General features: G+C 57.2%; 4 protein-coding genes. All 4 read left to right on the forward strand.

All coding sequences use genetic code 11. The features are described 5' to 3' along the window. The first annotated feature begins 116 nt into the window (after positions 1-116). The 4 genes from MKX63_RS28485 (at position 117) to MKX63_RS28500 (ending at position 21,852) form a co-directional block, all read left to right on the forward strand. Positions 117-9,473 carry an SDR family NAD(P)-dependent oxidoreductase gene (locus MKX63_RS28485; RefSeq protein ID WP_341021933.1) on the forward strand — a complete coding sequence of 3,119 codons (9,357 nt, stop codon included), beginning with the start codon at positions 117-119 and terminating at the stop codon, positions 9,471-9,473. Between the two features lie 52 nt (positions 9,474-9,525). Continuing rightward, positions 9,526-18,465 carry an SDR family NAD(P)-dependent oxidoreductase gene (locus MKX63_RS28490; RefSeq protein ID WP_341021935.1) on the forward strand — a complete coding sequence of 2,980 codons (8,940 nt, stop codon included), beginning with the start codon at positions 9,526-9,528 and terminating at the stop codon, positions 18,463-18,465. Beyond that, complete coding sequence (locus tag MKX63_RS28495) at positions 18,462-21,032, forward strand: alpha/beta fold hydrolase (RefSeq protein ID WP_341021937.1); 2,571 nt, start codon at positions 18,462-18,464, stop codon at positions 21,030-21,032. The genes MKX63_RS28490 and MKX63_RS28495 overlap by 4 nt, the downstream gene beginning before the upstream one ends. Before the next feature lie 112 nt (positions 21,033-21,144). After that, entirely contained in the window at positions 21,145-21,852 is a 708-nt protein-coding gene (locus MKX63_RS28500; protein ID WP_341021939.1) for an MBL fold metallo-hydrolase, read from the forward strand. Positions 21,853-21,869: the final 17 nt, after the last annotated feature.

Consider the following 21,869-nt stretch of genomic DNA (forward strand, 5'->3'; position numbering starts at 1 on the left):
CTCCGGCTGAAATAACCTCTTCAGCGGCAAGTGTGCTGCTGGACGAGATGCTGAATAAGCTGCTGGCCGGAGAAGCCGGAATAGATGAAGTTGAGAGAATGCTGGAGGGAAGCTAAATGAGATCAATTATTGAAAGGATCGCCAGCGGAGCCGTCTCCAAGGAGGAAGGCCTCCGGCAGATCGCCGCGCTGAAGCATTCGGATAAGCAAGTGCTCCTGACCTACACTAAAAGCTTGGCGGAACAGCCGCTTTCAGCCGGATCAGGTGATTCTTCCGGGCATCTGCTGGTGCTGGCGGCTGACGCAAGCCTGGAACCCATGCTGCGCAGCCAGTTAGCTTCCCGCTTCCAGTCGCTTACTTTTGCCGTGGCGGAGGAAGCAGGCGAGACCGAAAACACTGGACAAGAGCGGTATTCACTGAGCACTCAGGAGGATTACACGCGCCTGTTGTCCGGGCTGGAGCAGCAGGGGCGTTATCCCGGCAGCATTCTTCATCTTCTGTCGCAGGAGGAAGGGAGCGGGACGGAAGCAGCCATGGAGAGCGGCATCTATTCAATGTTCGCACTCACCAGGTCACTGCTTACCTTCAAGATACGTACCGGTATCAAGATCCTGTTCCAGTACAGACAATCGGATAATGATGCAGTACATGCCGCGCTGGACGGCTTCGTGAGAAGTGTCATGATCGAGAACCCCGGCCTGCTGTTCAAGACGGTGTCTACCGATCTGTGCCGTGCGGACTTTGCCCCGTTCATGCTGGAGCAGCTGCGGCTGGAGCTGGGCTCCATGTCGAACGATCACCGTGAGATCCACTACCGGGAATCCCGCCGTTATGTGCCTCACTTTGAGCAGTATACAGCTCCGGCCGTTCCCTTCATTGAGCATATGCCTGCAGACTCCCCGGTCTACATCATCACAGGGGGGCTGGGGGCAATAGGCTATACGCTGGCCCGGCATTTAGCGGATACCCGGTCCGCCAGTCTGCTGATTACCGGGCGAACGGCGCTAAACCGTACACTCGAAGACAAGCTGAAGACGCTGAGCAGTAACGGTAATAAGGTGATATATATCCAGGCCGACGTTGCCAGCTCTGCGGATGTGCAGCGGCTGCATGCCACAGCCAGAGCAAGCTTCCCCGGGGTGAACGGAATCCTGCACTGTGCGGGAATGACCAGTGATTCCTTCCTCCTGCTTAAGGAGAGGGAGCAACTGGAGCAGGTGCTGGCTGCCAAAGTGTATGGAACGCAGTATTTATATGAAGCATTCGGCCGTGAGCCGCTGGACTTCATGCTGCTGTTCTCTTCCATCTCTGCCGTAACCGGCAATCTGGGGCAGAGCGATTATGCTTACGCCAACAGCTTCATGGACCATTATGCCAATAGCAAAAGCACATCTGATGGCACCAACGTCCTCTCGGTCAACTGGCCATTGTGGCAAGAGGGCGGGATGACAACGACGGCGGACAGTCTGGACTTCATGCGCAAAAATCTGGGCCTCTCTGTCCTGCCTACGGCTGAAGGATTGAAGGCCTTCGATAGAATCTGCCGCGATAGGCCGGGAAATGCCGTGGTGCTCTATGGGGACGCTGCGCGGATCGGGCAGACGGTGGAGTCGATCAATGACCCTCAGCGCGGGAACCGGCACAAGCCAGTCCAGGCAGGAGCAAACAGCGAAGCAGCACCCTTGCCGGAAGAAGCAACTCCTGAGGTAGTTGATACGGAGGTGCTTAAGCTAGGCGCGGAGCGGCTTTTAAAGGATATTTTCATCAAAGTAACCAAGATTCCGCCGCATGCCCTGGGCCTGGACGACTCCTTCGAGAAAATCGGCTTCGATTCCATCATGGCGATGAGCATCAATGAGGAGCTGGAGGCAAGCTTCGGCGGACTGTCCAAGACGCTGCTGTTTGAATACCAGACGCTGCGGGAGTTGAGTGAATATTTCACCGGACAGCATAGCGGTGTGCTGGCACGGCTCATTGAGCCTCAGATCAGTCCAATCCCTCCGAAGGCGGCGGTGCCGCAGCTTCATCGTCCTGCTGTGCGCCATCAGCCTTCCGGCAAAAGCCCCGTCACACCCAAAGCGGGCCGGCCTTCCGCTGCTGCCGGGCAAGGGCAGAACAACCCTGGACGCAGCCGGGGCACGGAGGATATTGCCATCGTCGGAGTCAGCGGGAAGTTCCCGATGTCGCCGGATCTGGAGACCTTCTGGCAGAATCTGCTTCAGGCGCAGGACTGCATTACAGAGATTCCCGCAGACCGCTGGAGCATTGACGAATTCTATACCACAGACAAGAATCAGCTAGGCAAAATGTACTGCAAATGGGGCGGCTTCCTGGATGATGTCGACCGCTTCGACGCCTTGTTTTTCAATATCTCCCCCCGCGAAGCGGAGATTATGGACCCGCAGGAGCGGCTGTTCCTGGAATGCGCCTACAGCGCCATTGAGGATGCCGGATATACCCGCGATACGCTCGGCAGCCGCAAGGTCGGTGTCTTCGCAGGTGTCATGTACGGGCAATATCAGCTACTGGACGCGGAGGTGGACGGCAGCAAAATCGCCTTATCCTCAGTCTACGCGTCCATTGCCAACCGGGTATCCTATCATCTCAATCTGAACGGACCCAGCATTGCCCTGGATACGATGTGCTCCTCATCGCTTACTTCCATCCATCTGGCTTGTGACAGCATCCGGCGGGGGGAGAGTGACCTCGCGATTGCAGGGGGGGTGAATGTGTCGATTCATCCCGATAAATACATATTCTTAAGCCAGCAGAAGTTCGCGGCCAGCGATGGACGATGCAGAAGCTTCGGCGAGGGCGGTGACGGATATGTGCCCGGGGAGGGCGTAGGCGCCCTGCTGCTGAAAACGGTGGACCGGGCGGTTCAGGATGGAGACCATATCTATGCTGTGATCAAGGCCAGCTCCATCAACCATGGCGGGAAAACAACCGGCTATACAGTGCCAAATCCGTCTATGCAAGGCGCAGCGATTCAGGAAGCCATGCAGGCTGCGGGCATACACCCGCGTACAGTCAATTACATCGAAGCCCATGGTACAGGCACCTCACTCGGTGATCCGATTGAAGTCAGCGGACTGGTCAAAGCCTTCAAGGACGGGTCAGCCGACAAGCAGTTCTGTGCCATCGGCTCGGTGAAATCCAACATCGGGCACTGCGAATCGGCAGCGGGGATCGCAGCCATCACCAAGGTGCTCCTGCAAATGAAATACGGTGTGTTAGTGCCTTCGCTGCATGCGGAGGAGCTGAACAGCCACATTCATTTCGAGGATACGCCGTTTGTGGTTCAGCGGCAGGCGGGCCCATGGAATCGTGTAACGTTGCCGGAAGGCGAAGGACAGAAGGAATATCCGCGCCGTGCGGGAGTCAGCTCCTTCGGGGCAGGCGGAGCCAACGCGCATATTATTCTGGAGGAATACATTCCGCCAGAGCGCGGGGGGAAGGACGGAGACGGCAAAGAAGGCGGTAATATCCAAGGAACTAATGTCTACCAAGAACCGCATATCATCGTCTTGTCCGCCAGAACAGAGGACCGGCTGAAGGCCTATGCGCTGAAGCTTGCGCATTACCTGGAGCTCCCGGAGGCTGAGACAGCCAGTCTAAGGGACATAGCCTACACTCTCCAGCTGGGACGGGAAGCCTTCGCAGAGCGGATGGCGATTACAGCGGGTTCTGTCTCGGAGCTTAAGGGGCTGCTGGACGAATTCAATCAGGGCAGACTGCCGGATGGCAAGGTGTTCCGGGGGAATATCAAAGGCTTCAAGGATTACATTGAGCTGTTCAATGCCCAGCAGACGGGAATCTCTTATGTCGACATGCTGCTGGGCGGTGGAAATACCAGTACCATTGCCCGGCTATGGTCCCTCGGACTGGATGTGGACTGGCAGAAGCTATACGAAGCAGGGCGTTGCAGGCGGGTGCCGCTGCCTACGTATCCCTTCGCCAGGAACCGCTACTGGATCAATGAGGTGAAACGGCGGGATAACCGCCTGCCGGCTGCCGTCCCTGAGCATACTGGACTTGGAGAGCTGGTGGAGTACAATCTCTCAACGATTGGCGGCTTCCGGTTCTCCTCCCGGCCGGCGGTAATCAGCGGATTCTATGAACCGGTAAGCTGGCAGGGACAGGAGTATATGAACGGGTTGGGACTGCTCGCATTCGCGCGGGAGGCTCTGGAGCTGGCCGGATATGCCCGGGAGGAGCTGCAGCTGGAGAATATGGAGTGGTCGGGTCTTCTGAACCGGCAGCAGCTCCATCCTGCCCTGGATGTTCATATCTTCCCGGATCTTGAACCCGCTGCAGCAGAGATCAGGGCCGGGGAGCAGGTTGTCTTTCAGTGTACCCTGGCGGTTAAGGCTGACGGGACCGGGCCAGCCCGTTTAACAGCCGAAGAGATCCCGCTGGCAGGACAAGGGGGACTGCTCCTGAAGCAGAGCCGGAAGCTGCTCCGTTCGCTATATGGTATGGAGTCCGCACTGAGGCATGTCACAGGCTTGCACCAAGATCAGAACCGCCTGCTGGCCTTCGTGGATCTCGGTGAAGCCGCGCCTGCGGATTCTCTCAGCGCCGCAGCAGTGAATTCAGCCGTGCATACGCTGCTGGCCCTTGCAGCGCTGGAGCAGCCGCTGTGTCCAATGGTGCTGCATTCCATCCGTCAAATGTCTTACTCACATAAGCATTTGCAGCAATTTGCAGTTCAGGCCCGGCGTACTGCCGGTGATGAATATACACTGGCAGTGTTCACCGGGGATGGAGCAGCAGTCTGGGAGCTGCAAGGCGTGCGGCTTGCCGGACTTCAGACGGGGAAACGGGAAGCCCCCCTGTATTACACCACAGAATGGACTCCCAGCCCGCTGGAAGCGGCAGGGGCACTGACCGGTGATGTGGTGCTGTTCCTGGACGATCTGGAGGCTCTGCCCCAGTTCAAACGCAGCTTCGCAGCAGGGGCAAGGCTGATCTTCGTCACTGCGGCGGAGCAATTCGCCCAGACCGGCGATAATCATTACAGCTTGCGCTTCGATGACAAGCAGCAGCTCCAGACACTGCTGGATTCCTTGCGGGCAAGACGCGTAAGCCTTACACAGCTGATCTATGCCGCATCGTCTGCTGCAATGGAGCCGCAGGACAAGCTGAACCACAGCATATATCCGCTACTGCTGCTGACCCAGGCGCTGATGCAGAGCAAGGCTGCGGCTGATATCCGTCTGGTCTATGCCTTCAAGGACACAGAAGACATGGGAAGTGTGCTGGATGCCTCGCTGGGCGGGTTCATCAAGACGCTGCGCCTGGAGAATCCCGGGTATTGCTTTAAGACCGTCTCCCTGGCCGCATCGTTGCGGCAGGAGGAGCTCCCAGCGATTCTCGGACAGGAGCTGCAGCTTCGCCCTGAGGAGCAAGAGGTGCAGTACCGCGCCGCAGGCCGGTTCGTCAAGCGGCTCGTTCCAGTCCGAAATGAAGTGGAGGTTGGCATTCCGGTCAGTATTAGAACAAACGGCGTGTATATTATCACCGGGGGACTTGGCGGTCTGGGGCGTGTATTCGCCGCTTATCTGGCAGGCACGGCACAGGCGCAGCTCATCCTGACCGGCCGTTCCCGGCTTGATCAGAATAAAGAGGCGCACCTGGCAACCGTTCGGGCGTATGGAGGCTCGGCAGAATACCTGGTCTCAGATGCTTCAGACAGTCAGGCTGCGCAGGAGCTGATCCGGTATGCGAAGCAGAAATACGGCAGAATTGACGGTATCCTGCATTGTGCAGGGACACACAGTGATGCCTATATTCTGAACAAGGACCGCTCTGACCTGGACGGAATCATCTCCTCGAAGATGATCAGCACACTGAATCTGGATCAGGCTGCGCAGGAGGAGAGCCTGGACTTCATCCTGCTGTTCTCTTCCATTACAGCAGAGACAGGCAATCCCGGACAGGCGGATTATGCTTACGCGAACAGCTTCATGAACGAATTCGCCCTGTACCGTGAACGGCTGGTTGCAGCAGGCAGACGCACCGGGCGCACCTTCTCGGCGGGTTGGCCGCTATGGGAAGCGGACGGCATGCAGCTGACCCCCGGGCAGCGAAGAATTCTTGAGCTTCAGACAGGGCTGACGCCGCTTCCGGTAGAGCAGGGGATCGAAGCCTTTGAATGGCTGCTCCGGCAGAGCAGTCATCCTGCGCTGCTTGTCGGATATGGACAGCCGGAGCGCGTGAGCAGCCTGCTGGACCGGATGAACCGCATGGAACAGGCAGAACGGAAGAATATCACTGAGGAAGCGGAGGAAGAGGCTGTGCCGGCCGTGCCGGGCACTGCCCTGCTGGACAGTACTCTGCAATACCTGACAGGACTATTCAGCGGGCTGCTTAAGCTGCAGCCGGAAGAGATTGATATCACTGCGGAATTCGAAGAGTACGGTATCGAATCGGTCATGGTCGGTTACTTCAACGGCAAGCTGGAAGAGGACCTGGGCGAGCTGTCCAAAACCCTGCTGTTTGAATACCAGACCCTGGAGAGTCTGGCTGCCCATATGGTCAGCCAATATTCCGGTCCGCTGAACAAGCTGTTCCATAGTAACGGGACAGGGAAGAACCTTCCGGAGCAGGCGCAGACTGACAGGGAGATAGACCTGCAATCAGAGCCGGGGCGCCGTCTGCCGGAATATGAAGCGGGAACTGCACCAGCCGCCGGGTACGCAGAACCGCCAGTCTTCCCGGTAGCCGGAGCTGCGGGATGGCCGGAGCTTATATCCTTTGCAGCACAGAGCGGACAAGGAAGCAGCAACAGCGGTGCGAACGGAGGCAATGACGAGATCGCAATCATCGGGCTCAGCGGCAAATATCCGCTGGCTGCAGATCTTGATGAATTCTGGAACAATATCGCAGCCGGAAAAGACTGTATCTCCGAGATTCCGGCAGACCGCTGGGATTACAAGAAATTCCTGGGCGGAAGCTTCGAGCAGGTACAGGAAGGTAAGATGTACAGCCGCTGGGGCGGCTTCCTTGAGGATGTGGACAAGTTTGATCCGGCATTCTTCCATATTGCGCCACGCGAGGCGGTAATCATGGACCCGCAGGAACGGATATTTGCCGAGACGGTCTGGTCCGCGCTGGAGGATGCAGGCTATACCAAGCAGAAGCTCCAGCGTCCCGGGGAAGAGCATGGCGCGAATGTCGGTGTATTCGCAGGGACAACTACCTATTCGTATCAGCTATGGGGCCCGGAGGAATGGGCACGGGGCAATCTGGCTGCCATGCCCAATGTGTCGCCTTGGTCTATCGCCAACCGGATCTCTTATCTATTCAACTTTAGCGGCCCGAGCCTTGCGGTGGACACCGCCTGCTCCTCATCGCTTGCGGCCATTCATGCTGCATGTGAGAGCCTGAAGAACAAAGAATGCCGCCTTGCGGTAGCGGGCGGAGTGAACCTGTATCTGCATCCTTACAAATATGTGCTGATGTGCCAGACCAAAATGCTGTCGCCGACCGGCAAATGCCACAGCTTCGGCGAAGCAGCCGACGGGTTCGTTCCGGGCGAAGGAGTAGGGGCGGTTCTGCTCAAGCCTCTGTCCGAAGCGATTCGGGATCACGACCATATCTATGGCGTGATTAAGGGGACCGGCATCAACCACGGCGGCAAGGTCAGCGGCTACACTGTTCCCAATCCCGCTGCCCAGGCCAGTCTGATCTCCAGGGTGTTGAAGCAGGCAGGAGTGCCGGCGGACAGCATCTCCTATGTTGAAGCGCACGGCACAGGAACCAAGCTGGGCGATCCCATTGAGCTTAATGCGCTGAATCAGGTATTCAGCGAAGCGAATCCGCCCAAGCAATTCTGCGCCATCGGATCGGTGAAGTCCAACATCGGCCATCTGGAAGCGGCGGCAGGCATCGCCTCCCTTACGAAGGTCCTGCTGCAGATGAAGCACCGCCGGCTTGCCCCTTCTCTTCATGCAGAGAAGACCAACAGCAATATTGATTTTACGAATTCATATTTCCGTGTGCAGCGTGAGGAGGGGCCATGGACGGTTGATGGACCGGCCGGTCAGGCTGTCCGCCGGGCCGGTATCAGCTCCTTCGGGGCCGGTGGCACCAATGCCTATGTGCTGGTTGAGGAATACAATGCTGAAGTTCAGCAGGGAGCGGCGGCGGGGCAGTCTATCTCTGGCAACAGCGGCATAACCGGCAATGATGGCAGCAATAAGGAGCAGGTCATCGTGCTATCCGCCAAAACTCCCTATTCCCTGAAGCAAATGGCAGTGAAGCTGCATGCTTTCCTGGACAAGAACCGGGATGTCAGATTTGCAGATGCCGCCTACACCCTGCAGACCGGGCGGGAAGAAATGGCCTGCCGCCTGGCCTTCGCCTGCTCCAGTCTCCAGCAATTGCTGGAGAAGCTGAACAATTACATTGCCGGAGCGGGCTTGGAGGAGCACTATTCCGGTGTAGTATCCAAGCGGACCAGAAGGGGACTATCAACGGCTGGAGAGGCTTCACAGCTGGCAGCGGAATGGGTGCAGGGGGCCGGAATCGACTGGCCGAAGCTGCATTGGGGTGAGCAGGTGCGGATTGTGCCGCTGCCGACCTATGCTTTTGAGAGAGAGCGTTATTGGATTACACGAACCGAAGCTGCCGTTCCCGCTAATCACGGGGGAGAGGAGAAGCTGCATCCGCTGGTGGACCGCAACCGTTCCAGCTTCAGCAAGCAGCAGTACGAGACGGTCCTTAAGGAATCAGAACCGGCTTGCGGCCTGCCTCCTTCCGGATTCATTGAGCTGTTCCGTATCACCGCTGAGCTGTCGCTGGAAGCATCCAGCCGGGTGATTGAAGATGTGGTCTGGGGACAACAGCCGCAGCCCGGAGCTGCGGACAGCATGCTGACTTCTCTATACGAAGCAGGGACGCATGTTGAATGTGAGAGCGGCTACCAGAGCGGACAAGACGGATATGTCATCTGCGCCCAGGGCAAGGCGGCCGTCCCTGCTGGAAGCCAGTCCGCTGATCCGGTACCGCTGCGTATGAGCGGGCTGGGTGCGCCGATTCTTTTGCCGGAGGCTGATTCTGCTCTATACCGTCATCTGGAGACCATTCAAGAGCTGCAGACCGGCACTGGTCAGGCACTGATCCGGCTCCGCATTAAGGAAGCACAGGAGCCTGCGCAGCATCAGAATCAGGCACTATTCCATTATGCGGCGGTTGATGACATGCTGAATTCCCTGGTGCGGCTGACCGCAAAGGCAACCCGGCTTGAATACCGCAGGCTGGGTAGATGTATAGTGCATCATCCTTTGACCCGGGATGTCCAGCTGCTTGCTAAGTGGAGTACGGGAACTGACGGGCTGACAACCTATGACCTCTGTATCTTGGATACGCAGCAGCGGGTACTGGTGAGTATGGAGAAGCTGACACTGAAGCTCAGTGAAGTATACACCCGGCAAACGGTCAATTCAGGAATGCACGCACCGGTCTGACCGGTCAGATACCGGAACTCAGTATATCAAATATAGGTTGGTGGTCAGCACAATGGGCATGGATAACTTGGATGAACGCAAAGAATTGATCTATTTCCGGGAGCAGTGGACGGAATCCGTCCCTGCTCCAGAGCCTTCAGCTGCCCCCTCCGGGGCAGAGGCTCTGCTGGTGTACATGGCAGCAGGGGACATAGAGGCCCGTGAGGCTGCAAGAGAATTAAGCCGTAATTTCACTGTGATAAGCGTTGCAGCAGGCGGTTCCTTCCACAAACAGGCAGAACATGATTACATGATTAATCCCGGGGCTGAGCAGGACTATACCGCTGTGCTGACGGATGTGATAGGAGCGAAGCTGAACGTTACCCATGCTGTGATGCTTTGGAGGAAATCCTCATCCACAGAGGGGCCGCTTACACCAGATACTGGCGCGATGCTCACCGTATTCCACTGGATTCAAGCCTTCCATACCCTGAAGCTGCGGTTGAACCTCCGCTGGTTATCCATAGCCAGAAGCGGTGCTGAAGCAGACCCGGCTACGGAAGCTCTGGGAGCGTACGGCAGCTCGTTACAGCGGGTATATCCGCGCCTGCGTTTCACTCACATCCGGCTTGCCGACGGGGAGTACAATCTGGCAGAGCTTATCCGCCAGGAGAGTCTGCTGGACCGCTTTGCTTTTACACATGAGGCGGAATACAGGCAGGGCCGCAGATTAGAGCGGGAGTTCAGCGAGCTTGACTTGAAGGCGGGCGGCGGACCCGTTCAGCTGAAGCAAGGCGGTGTGTATATCATCTCCGGCGGAGCCGGGGCGCTGGGCAAGATCCTGAGTATACATCTCGCACAGAAACGGCAGGCGAAGCTGATTCTGCTGGGCAGGCGTCTGCTTACTGCTTCCTTAGAGCATCAGCTTGACGCATTGCGCACCTTAGGCGGAGAAGCGCTGTACCTGGCCTGCGATATTGCAAATCCTGCGGAGGTGCATGCGGCAGTCCGGGAGACGAAGCAGCGGTATGGAGCGGTTAACGGTGTGATCCATGCGGCGGGACAGGTGAGCGGGCAGCTTGTTTTTCAGAAAAACACCGCCGCCTTCGCAGAGGTTCTCCGGCCGAAAATCGCCGGAATCGCCGCCCTCGATGAAGCTACTCGGCACGAGCCGCTGGATTTCTTCGCCGCCTTCTCCTCAACGTCTTCCTTGCTGGGGGATTTCGGTCAATGCGACTACGCGTTGGCGAACCGGTTCATGGACCGGTATTTGCAGCTCAGGCATCAATGGATGGAGCAGGGCAGGCGGCAGGGCAAGAGCCTAAGCGTGAATTGGCCGCTGTGGGAAGCGGGAGGCATGCACCTGGACCCGCAGGGGGAACAGCTCTATTTGCAGACCTCCGGGATGGGATATTTATCCGCTGAGCTGGGAATCAGCGCTTTTGAACAACTATTGGCAAGTGAGACCCGGCAAGCCGCAGTAGTATACGGGGAACGGGCAAGGCTGGAGATGCAGCTGAAGCTGAAGCCGGAGCAGGCCGCGCAGGTCAAGGGAGGAAGTGTGAGGTTGGAGGAGCATACGGAGATCAACACCGGATCATTGGAACAACAGGCGATGCAGGATGTGCTGAACCTGGCGGCGCAGATTTTGCAGACACAGCCCGGGAAGCTGAACGTGGAGGAGAACATGGGCGATTTCGGCTTTGATTCGCTGTCATTGAAGGAATTCGCCGACGAATTAAGCGGAATGTATGATATTGAACTGTCACCTGCGGTCTTCTTTGCCAAAACTACACTGGAAGAGCTGCTCGCATTCCTGCTGGAGGAGTTCGGCCCGGAGCTTCAGGCGCACTATTCCGCTGTGACTCTGGCAGCTGCGCCAGCTGCTTCACCTGAACGGGCAGAGCCGCTGCATAAGTTCCCGGCTGCGTCCGCATTGCCTCCCGTGGAGGCTGACGCTGATCCTTATCGCTTCACAGCAGCATCCGCAGACGAAGCACAGCCGCCGGAGCTGCTGCCGCTGGCCCGCAAATTCCCGGGCCGCAGCAAGACCAGCCGCACTATCGCCGCTCCGAAACCGGCAGCGCTGCGGGATGTGGCGGTGACAGGCTTGAGCTTCAAGCTGCCGGGCGCCGATACGGCAGAGGAGCTCTGGCGGATTCTGGAGAACCAGGAGAACCAGATCCGGGAGATTCCGGCAGACCGCTGGGATTGGAAGGCGTACTACAGTACGGACCCGCAGGCGGAGAACCGGACGAATTCCCGCTGGGGCGGCTTTATCAGCGGCCATGATACATTTGATGCGAAGTTCTTCCAGATCTCTCCACGTGAAGCAGAGCTGATGGACCCGCAGCAGAGATTGTTCATTCAGGCCGTCTGGAAGGCTGTGGAGGACAGCGGGTACAAGATGTCCGCGCTTGCCGGGCAGCCGGTGGGTGTCTTCTCCGGTGTACAATTCAATGATTATCAGCAGCTCTTATCTGCGAACATGGACAAGATTCAGGCCCAGTCCAGCATTGGTAATGCAACTGCTCTGCTCAGCAACCGCGTATCCTATCTGTTCAATTTCAAAGGGCCGAGCGAATCCATTGACACCGCCTGCTCCAGCAGTCTCGTCGCCCTGCACCGGGCGGTGAAGTCTATCCAGCAGGGAGAGAGCAGCCTTGCTCTGGCCGGCGGGGTGAGCCTGATGCTTGATCCCAATACCTATGTAGGAGCAGGAGTAATGGGCGTATTCTCCCCGGAAGGACAATGCAGAACCTTCGACCGCAGTGCGGACGGCTACGTTAAGGGTGAAGGTGTTGGAGTCATAGTGCTGAAGCCGCTGGAGCAGGCCGTAGCAGATGGAGATCATATCTACGGCGTAATCAAGGGCACTGCCGTGAATCACGGGGGACGCGGGCATTCGCTGACTGCCCCGAGCCCGGATGCTCAGGCGGAGCTGGTGGTGCAGGCCTTCACTGAGGCGGGTGTCGATCCGGCAGCCGTATCTTACATTGAGACGCATGGAACGGGTACAGAGCTGGGGGACCCGGTGGAGATCAACGGGCTGAAGAAGGCCTTCACTGAACTGTACCGCCGCCGGGGTACCCTTCCGGGTCCCGGACCGCGGATTGGTCTTGGCGCATTCAAATCGAATATCGGCCATCTGGAGCCTGCATCCGGGATTGCCGGGGTGATTAAGGTATTGCTGTCTCTCTCCAGAGGCAAGCTGCCTGGAAACCTTCATTTCAAGGAGCTGAATCCGTATATTCAGCTGGAAGGCACCCCGTTCTATGTTTTGAAGCACACGAAGAACTGGGAGACAGGGGTGAACAGAGACGGACAGCCGGTGCCGCGCTGCGCAGGTATCAGCTCCTTCGGCTTCGGCGGCACGAACGCCCACGCCGTTATTGAAGAGTATTTGCAGCCTGTACAACCCATACGGGCTGTGCATGAACCCGCCATATTTCTCCTGTCGGCTAAGAATTCTGACCGGCTGCGCGAGTATGCGGCACTCCTTCAGAGCGCCCTTACCGGAGCGGCGGATATACACAGGATGGCTTATACCCTCCAGACCGGACGGGAAGAGCTGGAGGAACGGCTGGCTGTCATTGGCTCGACACCGGGGGAGCTGCGGGAGGCACTGGCCGCTTATTGCGGGGGGTATCCGTCGGATTCGCTGTTCACAGGCAGCGTCCCTAAATCCCGCATAGCAGCCCAAGCAGCGGACAATTCCCCTGCGGAAATCACCGGTGCCTTGTCCGTTAGGAATCATGTTTTCCTCGCCAAGGCATGGACAAAGGGCAGCACCATAGATTGGACTGTGCTATACGGCAACCGTTATCCGGTAAGAATGCCCTTGCCGGGGTACCCTTTTGCACAGACCCGTTATTGGATGCCGCTGAAGGAGTCAGGCGGTGTTCCCGCCAAGACTGAAGTTCCCGTCCATGCGCTGCACGCGCTGATTGACCGGAACAGGTCCACGCTGTACGAGCAGGTGTTCGAGAAAACCTTTGCAGGTAACGAATTCTATCTGTCCGACCATGGGCATGTCCTGCCGGGCGTTGTCTATCTGGAGATGATCCGTGCAGCCGGGACACTGGCCGCTCCCGGGCAGACCGTTACCGGAATCCGCAATGTAGTCTGGTCAAGTCCAGTTCTGGTGGACAAGCAAGCGCTAGAGGTTAGGGCTGTATTGCAGCCTGGTGCTCAAGGAATCGGCTTTCAGATCTATTCCGGACAAGACGGACAGCGGGTGGAACATGCCCAAGGCAAGCTGGTGCTTGCTTCTTCCGCAGATAGACTGCCGGAGAGCCTGGATGTCAGTCTCCTGACCGGCCGATGCAGCGGAGGGGAGCAGGAGGCGCGCTCCTACTATGAGCTGCTGCGTAGTCTGGGTGCTGAGCTGGGCCACCGCTTCTCAGGGATACAGGCCTTTTATTTCAATCCGGCAGAGGCTATCTCCAGGCTGGCCGTACCGGAAGATCTCCGGCCGACACTGGACAGTTACCAGCTGCATCCGACTTTAACGGACGGAGGCTTACAGTCAGCGGTGGCTTTTGCCTACCGGACAGGACTGATCGACCGGCAGGTGCTGTTCGTGCCGTTCGTGCTGGGACAGCTCGACATTATCGATGCTTCCGGTCAGCCCGCATACGCTTATGTTAAGCGCTCGCCGGGCCTGGGACTGAAATTCGATATTGCGTTCCTGACGGAAGGCGGAAATGTGGTCTCAAGAATGAAGGAGCTTACGCTCCGCCCGTTCCAGGTGAACCCGCCGGCAGTAGCTTCATCTTCCTTGCCGGAGCCGAAGTCAAGTGTCGGGGAGCTGGTCTATCTGACCCCAAGCTGGGTGGAAAGTGCCGTAGAACCGCTGGTAGAACCCTCCGCTTCAGGAGTCACCCTGCTAGTCATGGGGGCTCCCGTTGAACAAGAGGCCCAGCCGGGCGCTGAATTTCCTGCCGATGCCATACAGGTAAAATCCGCTTCAATTTACTGCAAGCTGGCCGCAGATCAGGTTCAGCTGAATCCGTCCGATCCGCAGAGCTACGCAAGACTGGCAGAGGATTACAGCATCGCCGAGGATACGCGACTGCAGATTATCTATCTGCTTGGCAGTCCGGGCTGCCGGACAGTCAAGGAACGTGTGGACAAGGATATCTATCCCGTGTTCCACCTGTGTAAATGGCTGGCCTCCATCCGCTTCCGGCATCCGGTCCGTCTGGTCTGCATCTACCGCAATGGGCAGACAGTCGCCGAGTATAGCGCACTGTCCGGCTTCTTCCGCTCAGCCGCGCTGGAGAATCCGAAGCTTCAGGGCAGCCTGATCCAGCTCAAGGATCACAGCAGATTGAAGGATGTACTGGAGCAGGAGCTCTCAGACAGCAGACCTGAATATGAGGTCAAGTATGAAGACGGCACCAGATATAGCCGGCGCTTAATTCCCTCACTGCCGCTTGCGGGCAGCACAGGCAAGCTGAAGACCGGCGGTGCTTATATGATTGTCGGCGGGCTGGGCGGGCTGGGCTACAAGGTGGCCGAGCATTTGGCGGCAAAGTATCAGGCCCGGCTGATCCTCTGCGGCAGAAGCATAAGCGCCGACCCCGCCAAGCTGGAGCGGCTGAGGGTTCTTGGCGGTGATGCAGCCTATCTCCCGCTGGATTTAGCGGACGAGAAGGCCGTAGAGCTGGCGGTAACAGCAGCCAAAGGGATCTATAACCGGCTGGATGGTGTCATCCACTCCGCAGGTGTCATTAAGGATTCGCTGCTGGCCAAAAAGAACATGGCGGATATAGCCGAGGTGCTGAGTGCCAAGGTATACGGAACAGTTCATCTATACCGGGCGCTGTCCCGCGATAATCCGGAGCTGCTGTTCCTGCCGTTCTCTTCATCCACCGCGCTGATCGGTAATATCGGGCAGAGTGACTATGCTTATGCCAACAGCTTCTTGGATCATTATGTGGCGCTTATGAATGAGAAGCGGGGCAGAAGGGATACCGCAGTGAACTGGTCCTTGTGGGACAAGGGCGGCATGCAGGTGGACAGCGGGACAAGGGAGCTATTGTGGACGAGATTCGGGATGCTCCCGCTATCCGATCAATCAGGACTGCTCGCCCTGGAAGAGAGCCTGTCCTCCCCGGAAGCCCAGGTGATGGTGGTCTCCGGCGACAAGGAGAGAATGATTCAGGCATTCACCGGGACAGCGGGTCAGCCGAAGCGCCAGCTAAGACAGCCGGAAGGCTGCGATAGCGCCGCGCATGCGGTTACCGGACGGAGCCGTCAACTGGAGGAGGCACTCATCGGGATTATGGCAGAGATCCTTAAGAGCGACCGGAATGAGATTCACCGGGAGTCCGACCTTGCTGAGCTCGGCTTCGATTCCATCTCGTTCACCGAGCTGTCGAATGCCGTTAACCGCACGCTTGGGGTGGAAATCACACCTACGCTGTTCTTTGAGCAGTCTACACCAGCTGCAATTGCGGAAGCGGTCTACGGGGAGTTCCGGTCCGCGGTAGACCGGTATTTTGCGCCGGAGGAGGAGCTTAAGACCGGTCCTCTGACGGTTCAAGCGAAGCAATCAGAGTCTGAGCAATCCGCCCTTAAGGCTCAGGCTGCCTTCAGACTGATGCACCCTGAACCGGGTACCGGCGCAGCCCAGGCTCTGCAATCAGCGAGTTCAGCCGCACAGCCGGGACAGACTACGGGCGTTCTGCCCGGTGCCAGAGAGCCTATCGCCATCGTGGGCATGAGCGGGATGATGCCCGGAGCAGACGACCTGGAGCAGTTCTGGTCCAATCTGGCGGCACAGAAGGATATGGTCACTACCATTCCCGAAGACCGCTGGAGCTGGCAGGAACGGTACGGTGATCCGCGCCGGGAGGCCGGGAGAACGGACGTTAAATACGGTGCATTCCTGAAGCGCATTGATACGTTTGATCCGTTATTCTTCGGTATTTCACCAGTGGAGGCGGAGAAAATGGACCCGCAGGAGAGACATATGCTTCAGACCGTATGGCATACGCTGGAGAATGCGGGCTACAAGCCGGAGACGCTGTCGGGTACCCGGACCTCGGTGTTCATCGGGGTATCGAACGGGGATTATCAGGAACTGCTTCTTAAGGAGGAGATAGCCACTACACTGACCCGCACGATGCTGACCAACCGTATCTCCTATTTCTTCAATTGGAGCGGACCGAGCGAGCCGGTGGATACAGCCTGCTCCAGCTCACTGGTGGCAATCCACCGTGCGGTGGAGTCCATCTGGAATGAAGGCTGCCCTTATGCGGTAGCAGGCGGAATCAACCTGATTGCCAGCCCGAACCTATTCATTGCGGGCGGAAGTCTGGGGATGCTCAGTAAGGACGGGAAATGCAAGACCTTCGACAAAGACGCCGACGGGTATGTACGGGGCGAAGGTGCGGGTGCGCTGCTGCTGAAGCCGTTGTCTGCCGCCGTCAGGGATAAGGACTATATTCACGGGGTGATCCGGGGAACTGCGGTCAATCACGGAGGGAAGTCGAATTCAATCACTTCGCCGCATGCCAAAGCCCAGGCTGAGGTAATTATCCGCGCCCATGCAGCGGCAGGGATAGACCCTTCCACGGTCACTTACATCGAGACACACGGTACAGGCACCAGCCTGGGCGATCCGATTGAGGTCGAAGGATTGAAGAAAGCCTTCAAAGCCCTTTACCAGCAGTGGGGCAAGCCTGAATCCGAGCTGCCGCAATGTGTAATCGGTTCGGTCAAAACGGCGATTGGCCATCTGGAATCAGCGGCGGGCATCGCGGGTGTCAGCAAAGTGCTGCTGTCGATGAAGCACGGGAGCATTCCGGGAAACATCCATTTTGAGGAGCTGAACCCCTATATCAAGCTGGAGGGCAGCGGGCTTAGCATTGCGGAGCACACGGTTCCTTGGAAGCCGCTTACAGGCAGCCGGGACAGCGTAATTCCGCGCAGGGCAGGTGTCAGCGCATTCGGCGTAGGCGGGAGCAATGCCCATATCGTGCTGGAGGAATACCGCAACCCGCCGGCGGAGGTCCCTGAACAGGGCCGCAACCCGCACATCATTATTCTCTCTGCCAAAAGCGGGACCAGCCTCAGGGAAAACAGCCGCAGGCTACAGGCCTACATTGGCCGCATGTTGACAGCTGAAGCGGCCAGTCCTGCGCTGAATAACAATATCCACAGCATCGAGACAAGCCTGCTGCGGGACGTTACCGCCTTATTCAGAGCAGTGATGGCGCTTGACGGGGAGGAAATTGATCCGGGAGCGGAGCTTGAGGAATACGGGCTGGATGCGGTCAAGACACTGCAGCTTCTGGAGCTGCTGAGGGACAAATTCGGACTTGAGTTCAAGGATGCCGTCTACGGCTTCTCTTCACTTGGCAGTCTGGTGATGTTCCTGATGCAGCACGATCCTTCGGGGATCAGCAACTATTATGAGCTGCGGTACCATACAGTTCTCCCTGAAGAAAAGGTCTGCCTGCACGACAGTCTGACTCTGGAGCAGCTGGCCTACAATCTTCAGACCGGACGCGCCGAGATGACGGAGCGGCTGGCTATTGTGGCGGACAGTCTGAGCATGCTGCACGGGAAGCTGGAGGCCTACCTGTCCGGGCGTCAAGGCCAGTCCGGCATCTACGAAGGGCAGAGCAGCCAGCGCTCGGCGCTCAGCCAGCTGTTCGACGGCGATGAGAGCCGCCTGTTCCTAAGTGAGCTGCTGCTTGCCCGGAGACTGGATAAGCTGGCGCAGCTCTGGGTGCAAGGAGTATCCATCGACTGGAGCACCTGGTACCCGCAGCCTATGCGTAAGACACCGCTGCCCGAATATGCTTTTGACGAAGAACGTTATTGGCTGCCAAGTCCGGTGAAGGCTCCTGAAGGAGAAGCGCCTGTCCTGCCCGCCTTCACTGAAGAAGCGTCCGAAGTCTTGGACGATAACCAGCTGCTGATGTGGCTGAACAAGCTGCATAACAGGGAAATAAGCGCCGAGAATCTAAATCTGTTAGTGGGGGATCTCCTGGAATGAGCACCTATTCGAGAATGCAGCTGTTGAAGCTGGTGGAGAATCAGCAAATGTCACCGGAGGAAGCGTTGAAAATCATTAGAGAGAGCAGCACGCGGCCTTCCGGCATGCCGGTACAGCCGCCGCAGAAGATGCAGGAGGAGCCGCTATATGGAGCAGCCTCGCCCCCTGCGCCAGCGGAGCGGCTGAGTTCGGCCGGATCATTGAATAAGCTGCTGGCAGAGGGGGTATCCGCGCTGCTGAAGGTACCGGCAGACAAAATCCGCCCGGATGACGACTGGAAGAGCTTCGGGTTCGATTCTATCAGCTTCACGGGCTTTCACAGCTTTTTGACCGAACGCCTGGGGTTCAGCTTTCCACTGGACAGCTTTTTTGAATACAGCACGATCAACAGCTTAAGCGGATATTTGCTTGCTTCCTTTCCCGAAGCAGCAGGTCAGGATCTCAGCGGGGCAGCCAATGTACAAGACAAGGAGCAAGTGAGCTCTCCAAGTTACCAGCCTGAAGAGAGCCCACGGGCCCCACAGGATTCCCTGTGGCTGGTCAACAGCGCAGACCGCTTTTTCCTTGACTTCTGGAGCAAGCTTGACGGCTCTTCCGCAGCCTCGGCCAAGACAGGTTATCAAACGTTGTCTGTATCCGAGCTGGATCGTGTGCCGCACAAATATATACAAGTATTGGTCAATACCTCCGCCGGACAGAAAATAGAAGCGGTGATCTCGGGGAAGGGCAAGCCGCTGGTGATTGTCGGCGGGGTGGGGATGGCCTCGCCGATGATTCTGCATCAGCTTGATTATTTCTCCAGCCGCTGCCGGGTCATTAGCATTCATAATCCGGGCTGCGGTCTCAGTGAGGCTATTGAAGATTACTCGCTGGAGCACAGGGTCCAAGTAATTGCCGAAGTATTGGACCGGCTGGGAGTGACGGAAGCGGCGGATGTGATCGGTATATCCTGGGGAGGGATGATCGGACAAACGTTCAGTGTCATGTACCCGGAGCGGGTCTCCAGTCTGATTCTGGTCAGCTCCATCTATGAAATCGTCAATGAGAATCCGCAGATGGATGCCGATTCGGCCATGCGCAAGGATCTGGAAGCCGTCGACCGCGGGCTCGATTCACTGGAGCTGATGGAATACGGGAAGAGCATCGACAAGCAGATTTTCACGAAGTATATGGAATATTATCTGCCCGGCAATCACCGCAGCTACTCTACTGCCGGACTGCTCGGCCGTATCCGGGTGCCGGTACTGATCATCTGCGGCAGGAAAGACACCATTATCAATACCCGGCAATCTGCAGAAATGGCAGCTGCCATCCCTGGTGCCCATAGTCTGGAGCTGGCGGACGCCGCCCATTTCCTGTTCATGACACATCACGGCGAACTTAACCGGGCTGTGGAAGAGTTCATCTTCCCGGCGGAACCCGCTCCCTTCCGTCTGCAGGACAACAGCGCGCTCCTGAAGGACAAGGAGGAACTGCACCTGTTGGAGCTGGATATAAAAGGAATTGAAGGCTACGCCGGTCTGGAGGATCGCCTGAATGAATTGTGCATGAGCTATGCCTACAGGTATATCAGTCAATGCGGCTTCGATACTTCGCCCGGGGCAGTCCATGACAGGACTGTCTGGGTGAAGCAGTTGAAGCTTCTCCCGGCGTATAGCCGGCTGCTGGACTCTATGATCGGCATGCTGGCAGAGGACGGGGTGGTCAGACTGCTCGGCAGCCGCCTGCAATTCATCAAGCCCGAAGCGGAGATTCCTGAACCGCAGCAGTTATACGAGGCTTGTCTGGAGGATTATCCCGACTTCCGGGGAATGCTCCGGTTCCTGGATTATTGCTGCGCACATTATAAGGAGGCCCTCAGCGGGGCCATTCCGCCGGTCAGCGTACTTTTTCCCAAAGGCAGCGCGGAAGCACTGGAGCAGAGCAACCGGGATACGGCAGAGCATGGTAGGGAGAGGGTCTATGCCAGGGTAACACATGATATTCTTGCTTCCTTAATCTCTAAGGCCCGCAGCGGCAAGCCGGTCCATATCCTGGAGATTGGCGGCGGGACCGGCTTGTTGACCCGTCAGCTGCTCGATCTGGCCGCACTGCCGAATGTGAATTACTGCTTCACGGATATCGGGGAATATTTCATTACCAAGGCGAAGGATAATCCCGACTTCAAGGCGCTGCATTTCAGGACCTTCGATATCAGCAAGAATCCGGCAGATCAGGGCCTCGCACTGCACAGCTTCGATGCTGTGGTTGGGCTAAATGTAGTCCATGCTACAAGAGATATAGGCGTGACACTGGAGCACCTCCGGCAGGTGCTTGTACCGGGTGGGCTGCTGATGCTGATTGAGGCCTGCCAGCGGCGGCGCTGGGTGGATCTGGTCTGGGGGCTTGCCGAAGGCTGGTGGCTGTTCGAGGACCGGAAGCTGCGCGATAGCTCTCCGATCATAGACCCGTATGCCTGGGAGCAGGCCTTCGCAGATGCGGGCTACCATGACATCCATCTCCTGCCCGGAGACGATGAACGGCGCTTTATGGCGGACTGTATTCTCATTGCGGGGCACAGACGGTAAATATACTATAAATTGAAACAAAATTTAACATTATACAGCATAAACATTCATTGACAGTCAGAGAACGAGTAGATGATAATTTAGTAGATTAGTAGTGAAAATTCTGGAAAATATGACACAGCAAATCTTCAAGGAGGCGGGCATGGAAGCGACCTATGATCTGTTTACGCTTAAAACGCAGTGCATGACTTTTTTGAACTACGCTTATCTCGGTATTGACAAGACCTCCCGCAAAGCTTTTGTGGTTGATCCGTCCTGGGATGTATCGCAGATGATCCGTATTTTGGAGTCACATGACGCCTCGCTTGAGGCTGTGCTGCTGACCCACTCTCATTTTGACCACACCAATATGGTGAAGAAGCTCGAAAGGCTCTACCGTCCCACCGTCTATATCTCCAAAACAGAGGCGGACTACTATAAATACCGCTGCAACCGGCTCAGAACCGTTGAGGACATGGACCGGATTCACATTGGAGATTCAGCAATCACCTGTCTAGTGACCCCCGGGCACACCCCGGGCAGCGTCTGTTACTGGGGCGAAGACCATCTGTTCTCCGGCGATACGGTATTTATCGAAGGCTGCGGCTTATGCGACAGCGACGGCGGTTCGGCAGAGGATATGTTCTACAGCATCCACCGGCTGATCCGGCTGATTCCGCCAAGCGCACAGGTATTCCCGGGCCATTCCTTCGGTGATCCGCCGGGCAAAGAGATGAGCTATCTTTACAAGAAGAATCTGTATTTTCAGATCGATGATATCAATCATTTTGTGAAATACAGGAACCGCAAGAATAATGCCAGAGTGTTTGATTTCAAATAAGCCGCTCCACATTCGGG

Origin of the sequence: Paenibacillus sp. FSL R7-0179 (assembly GCF_038002265.1) — a bacterium.
Lineage (GTDB): Bacteria > Bacillota > Bacilli > Paenibacillales > Paenibacillaceae > Paenibacillus_AQ.

Excerpts from the sequence above, each read along its gene's own strand:
- MKX63_RS28485 (WP_341021933.1), top strand. The coding sequence starts at position 117 with ATGAGATCAATTATTGAAAGGATCGCCAGCGGAGCCGTCTCCAAGGAG.
- MKX63_RS28490 (WP_341021935.1), top strand. The coding sequence starts at position 9,526 with ATGGGCATGGATAACTTGGATGAACGCAAAGAATTGATCTATTTCCGG.
- MKX63_RS28495 (WP_341021937.1), top strand. The coding sequence starts at position 18,462 with ATGAGCACCTATTCGAGAATGCAGCTGTTGAAGCTGGTGGAGAATCAG.
- MKX63_RS28500 (WP_341021939.1), top strand. The coding sequence starts at position 21,145 with ATGACACAGCAAATCTTCAAGGAGGCGGGCATGGAAGCGACCTATGAT.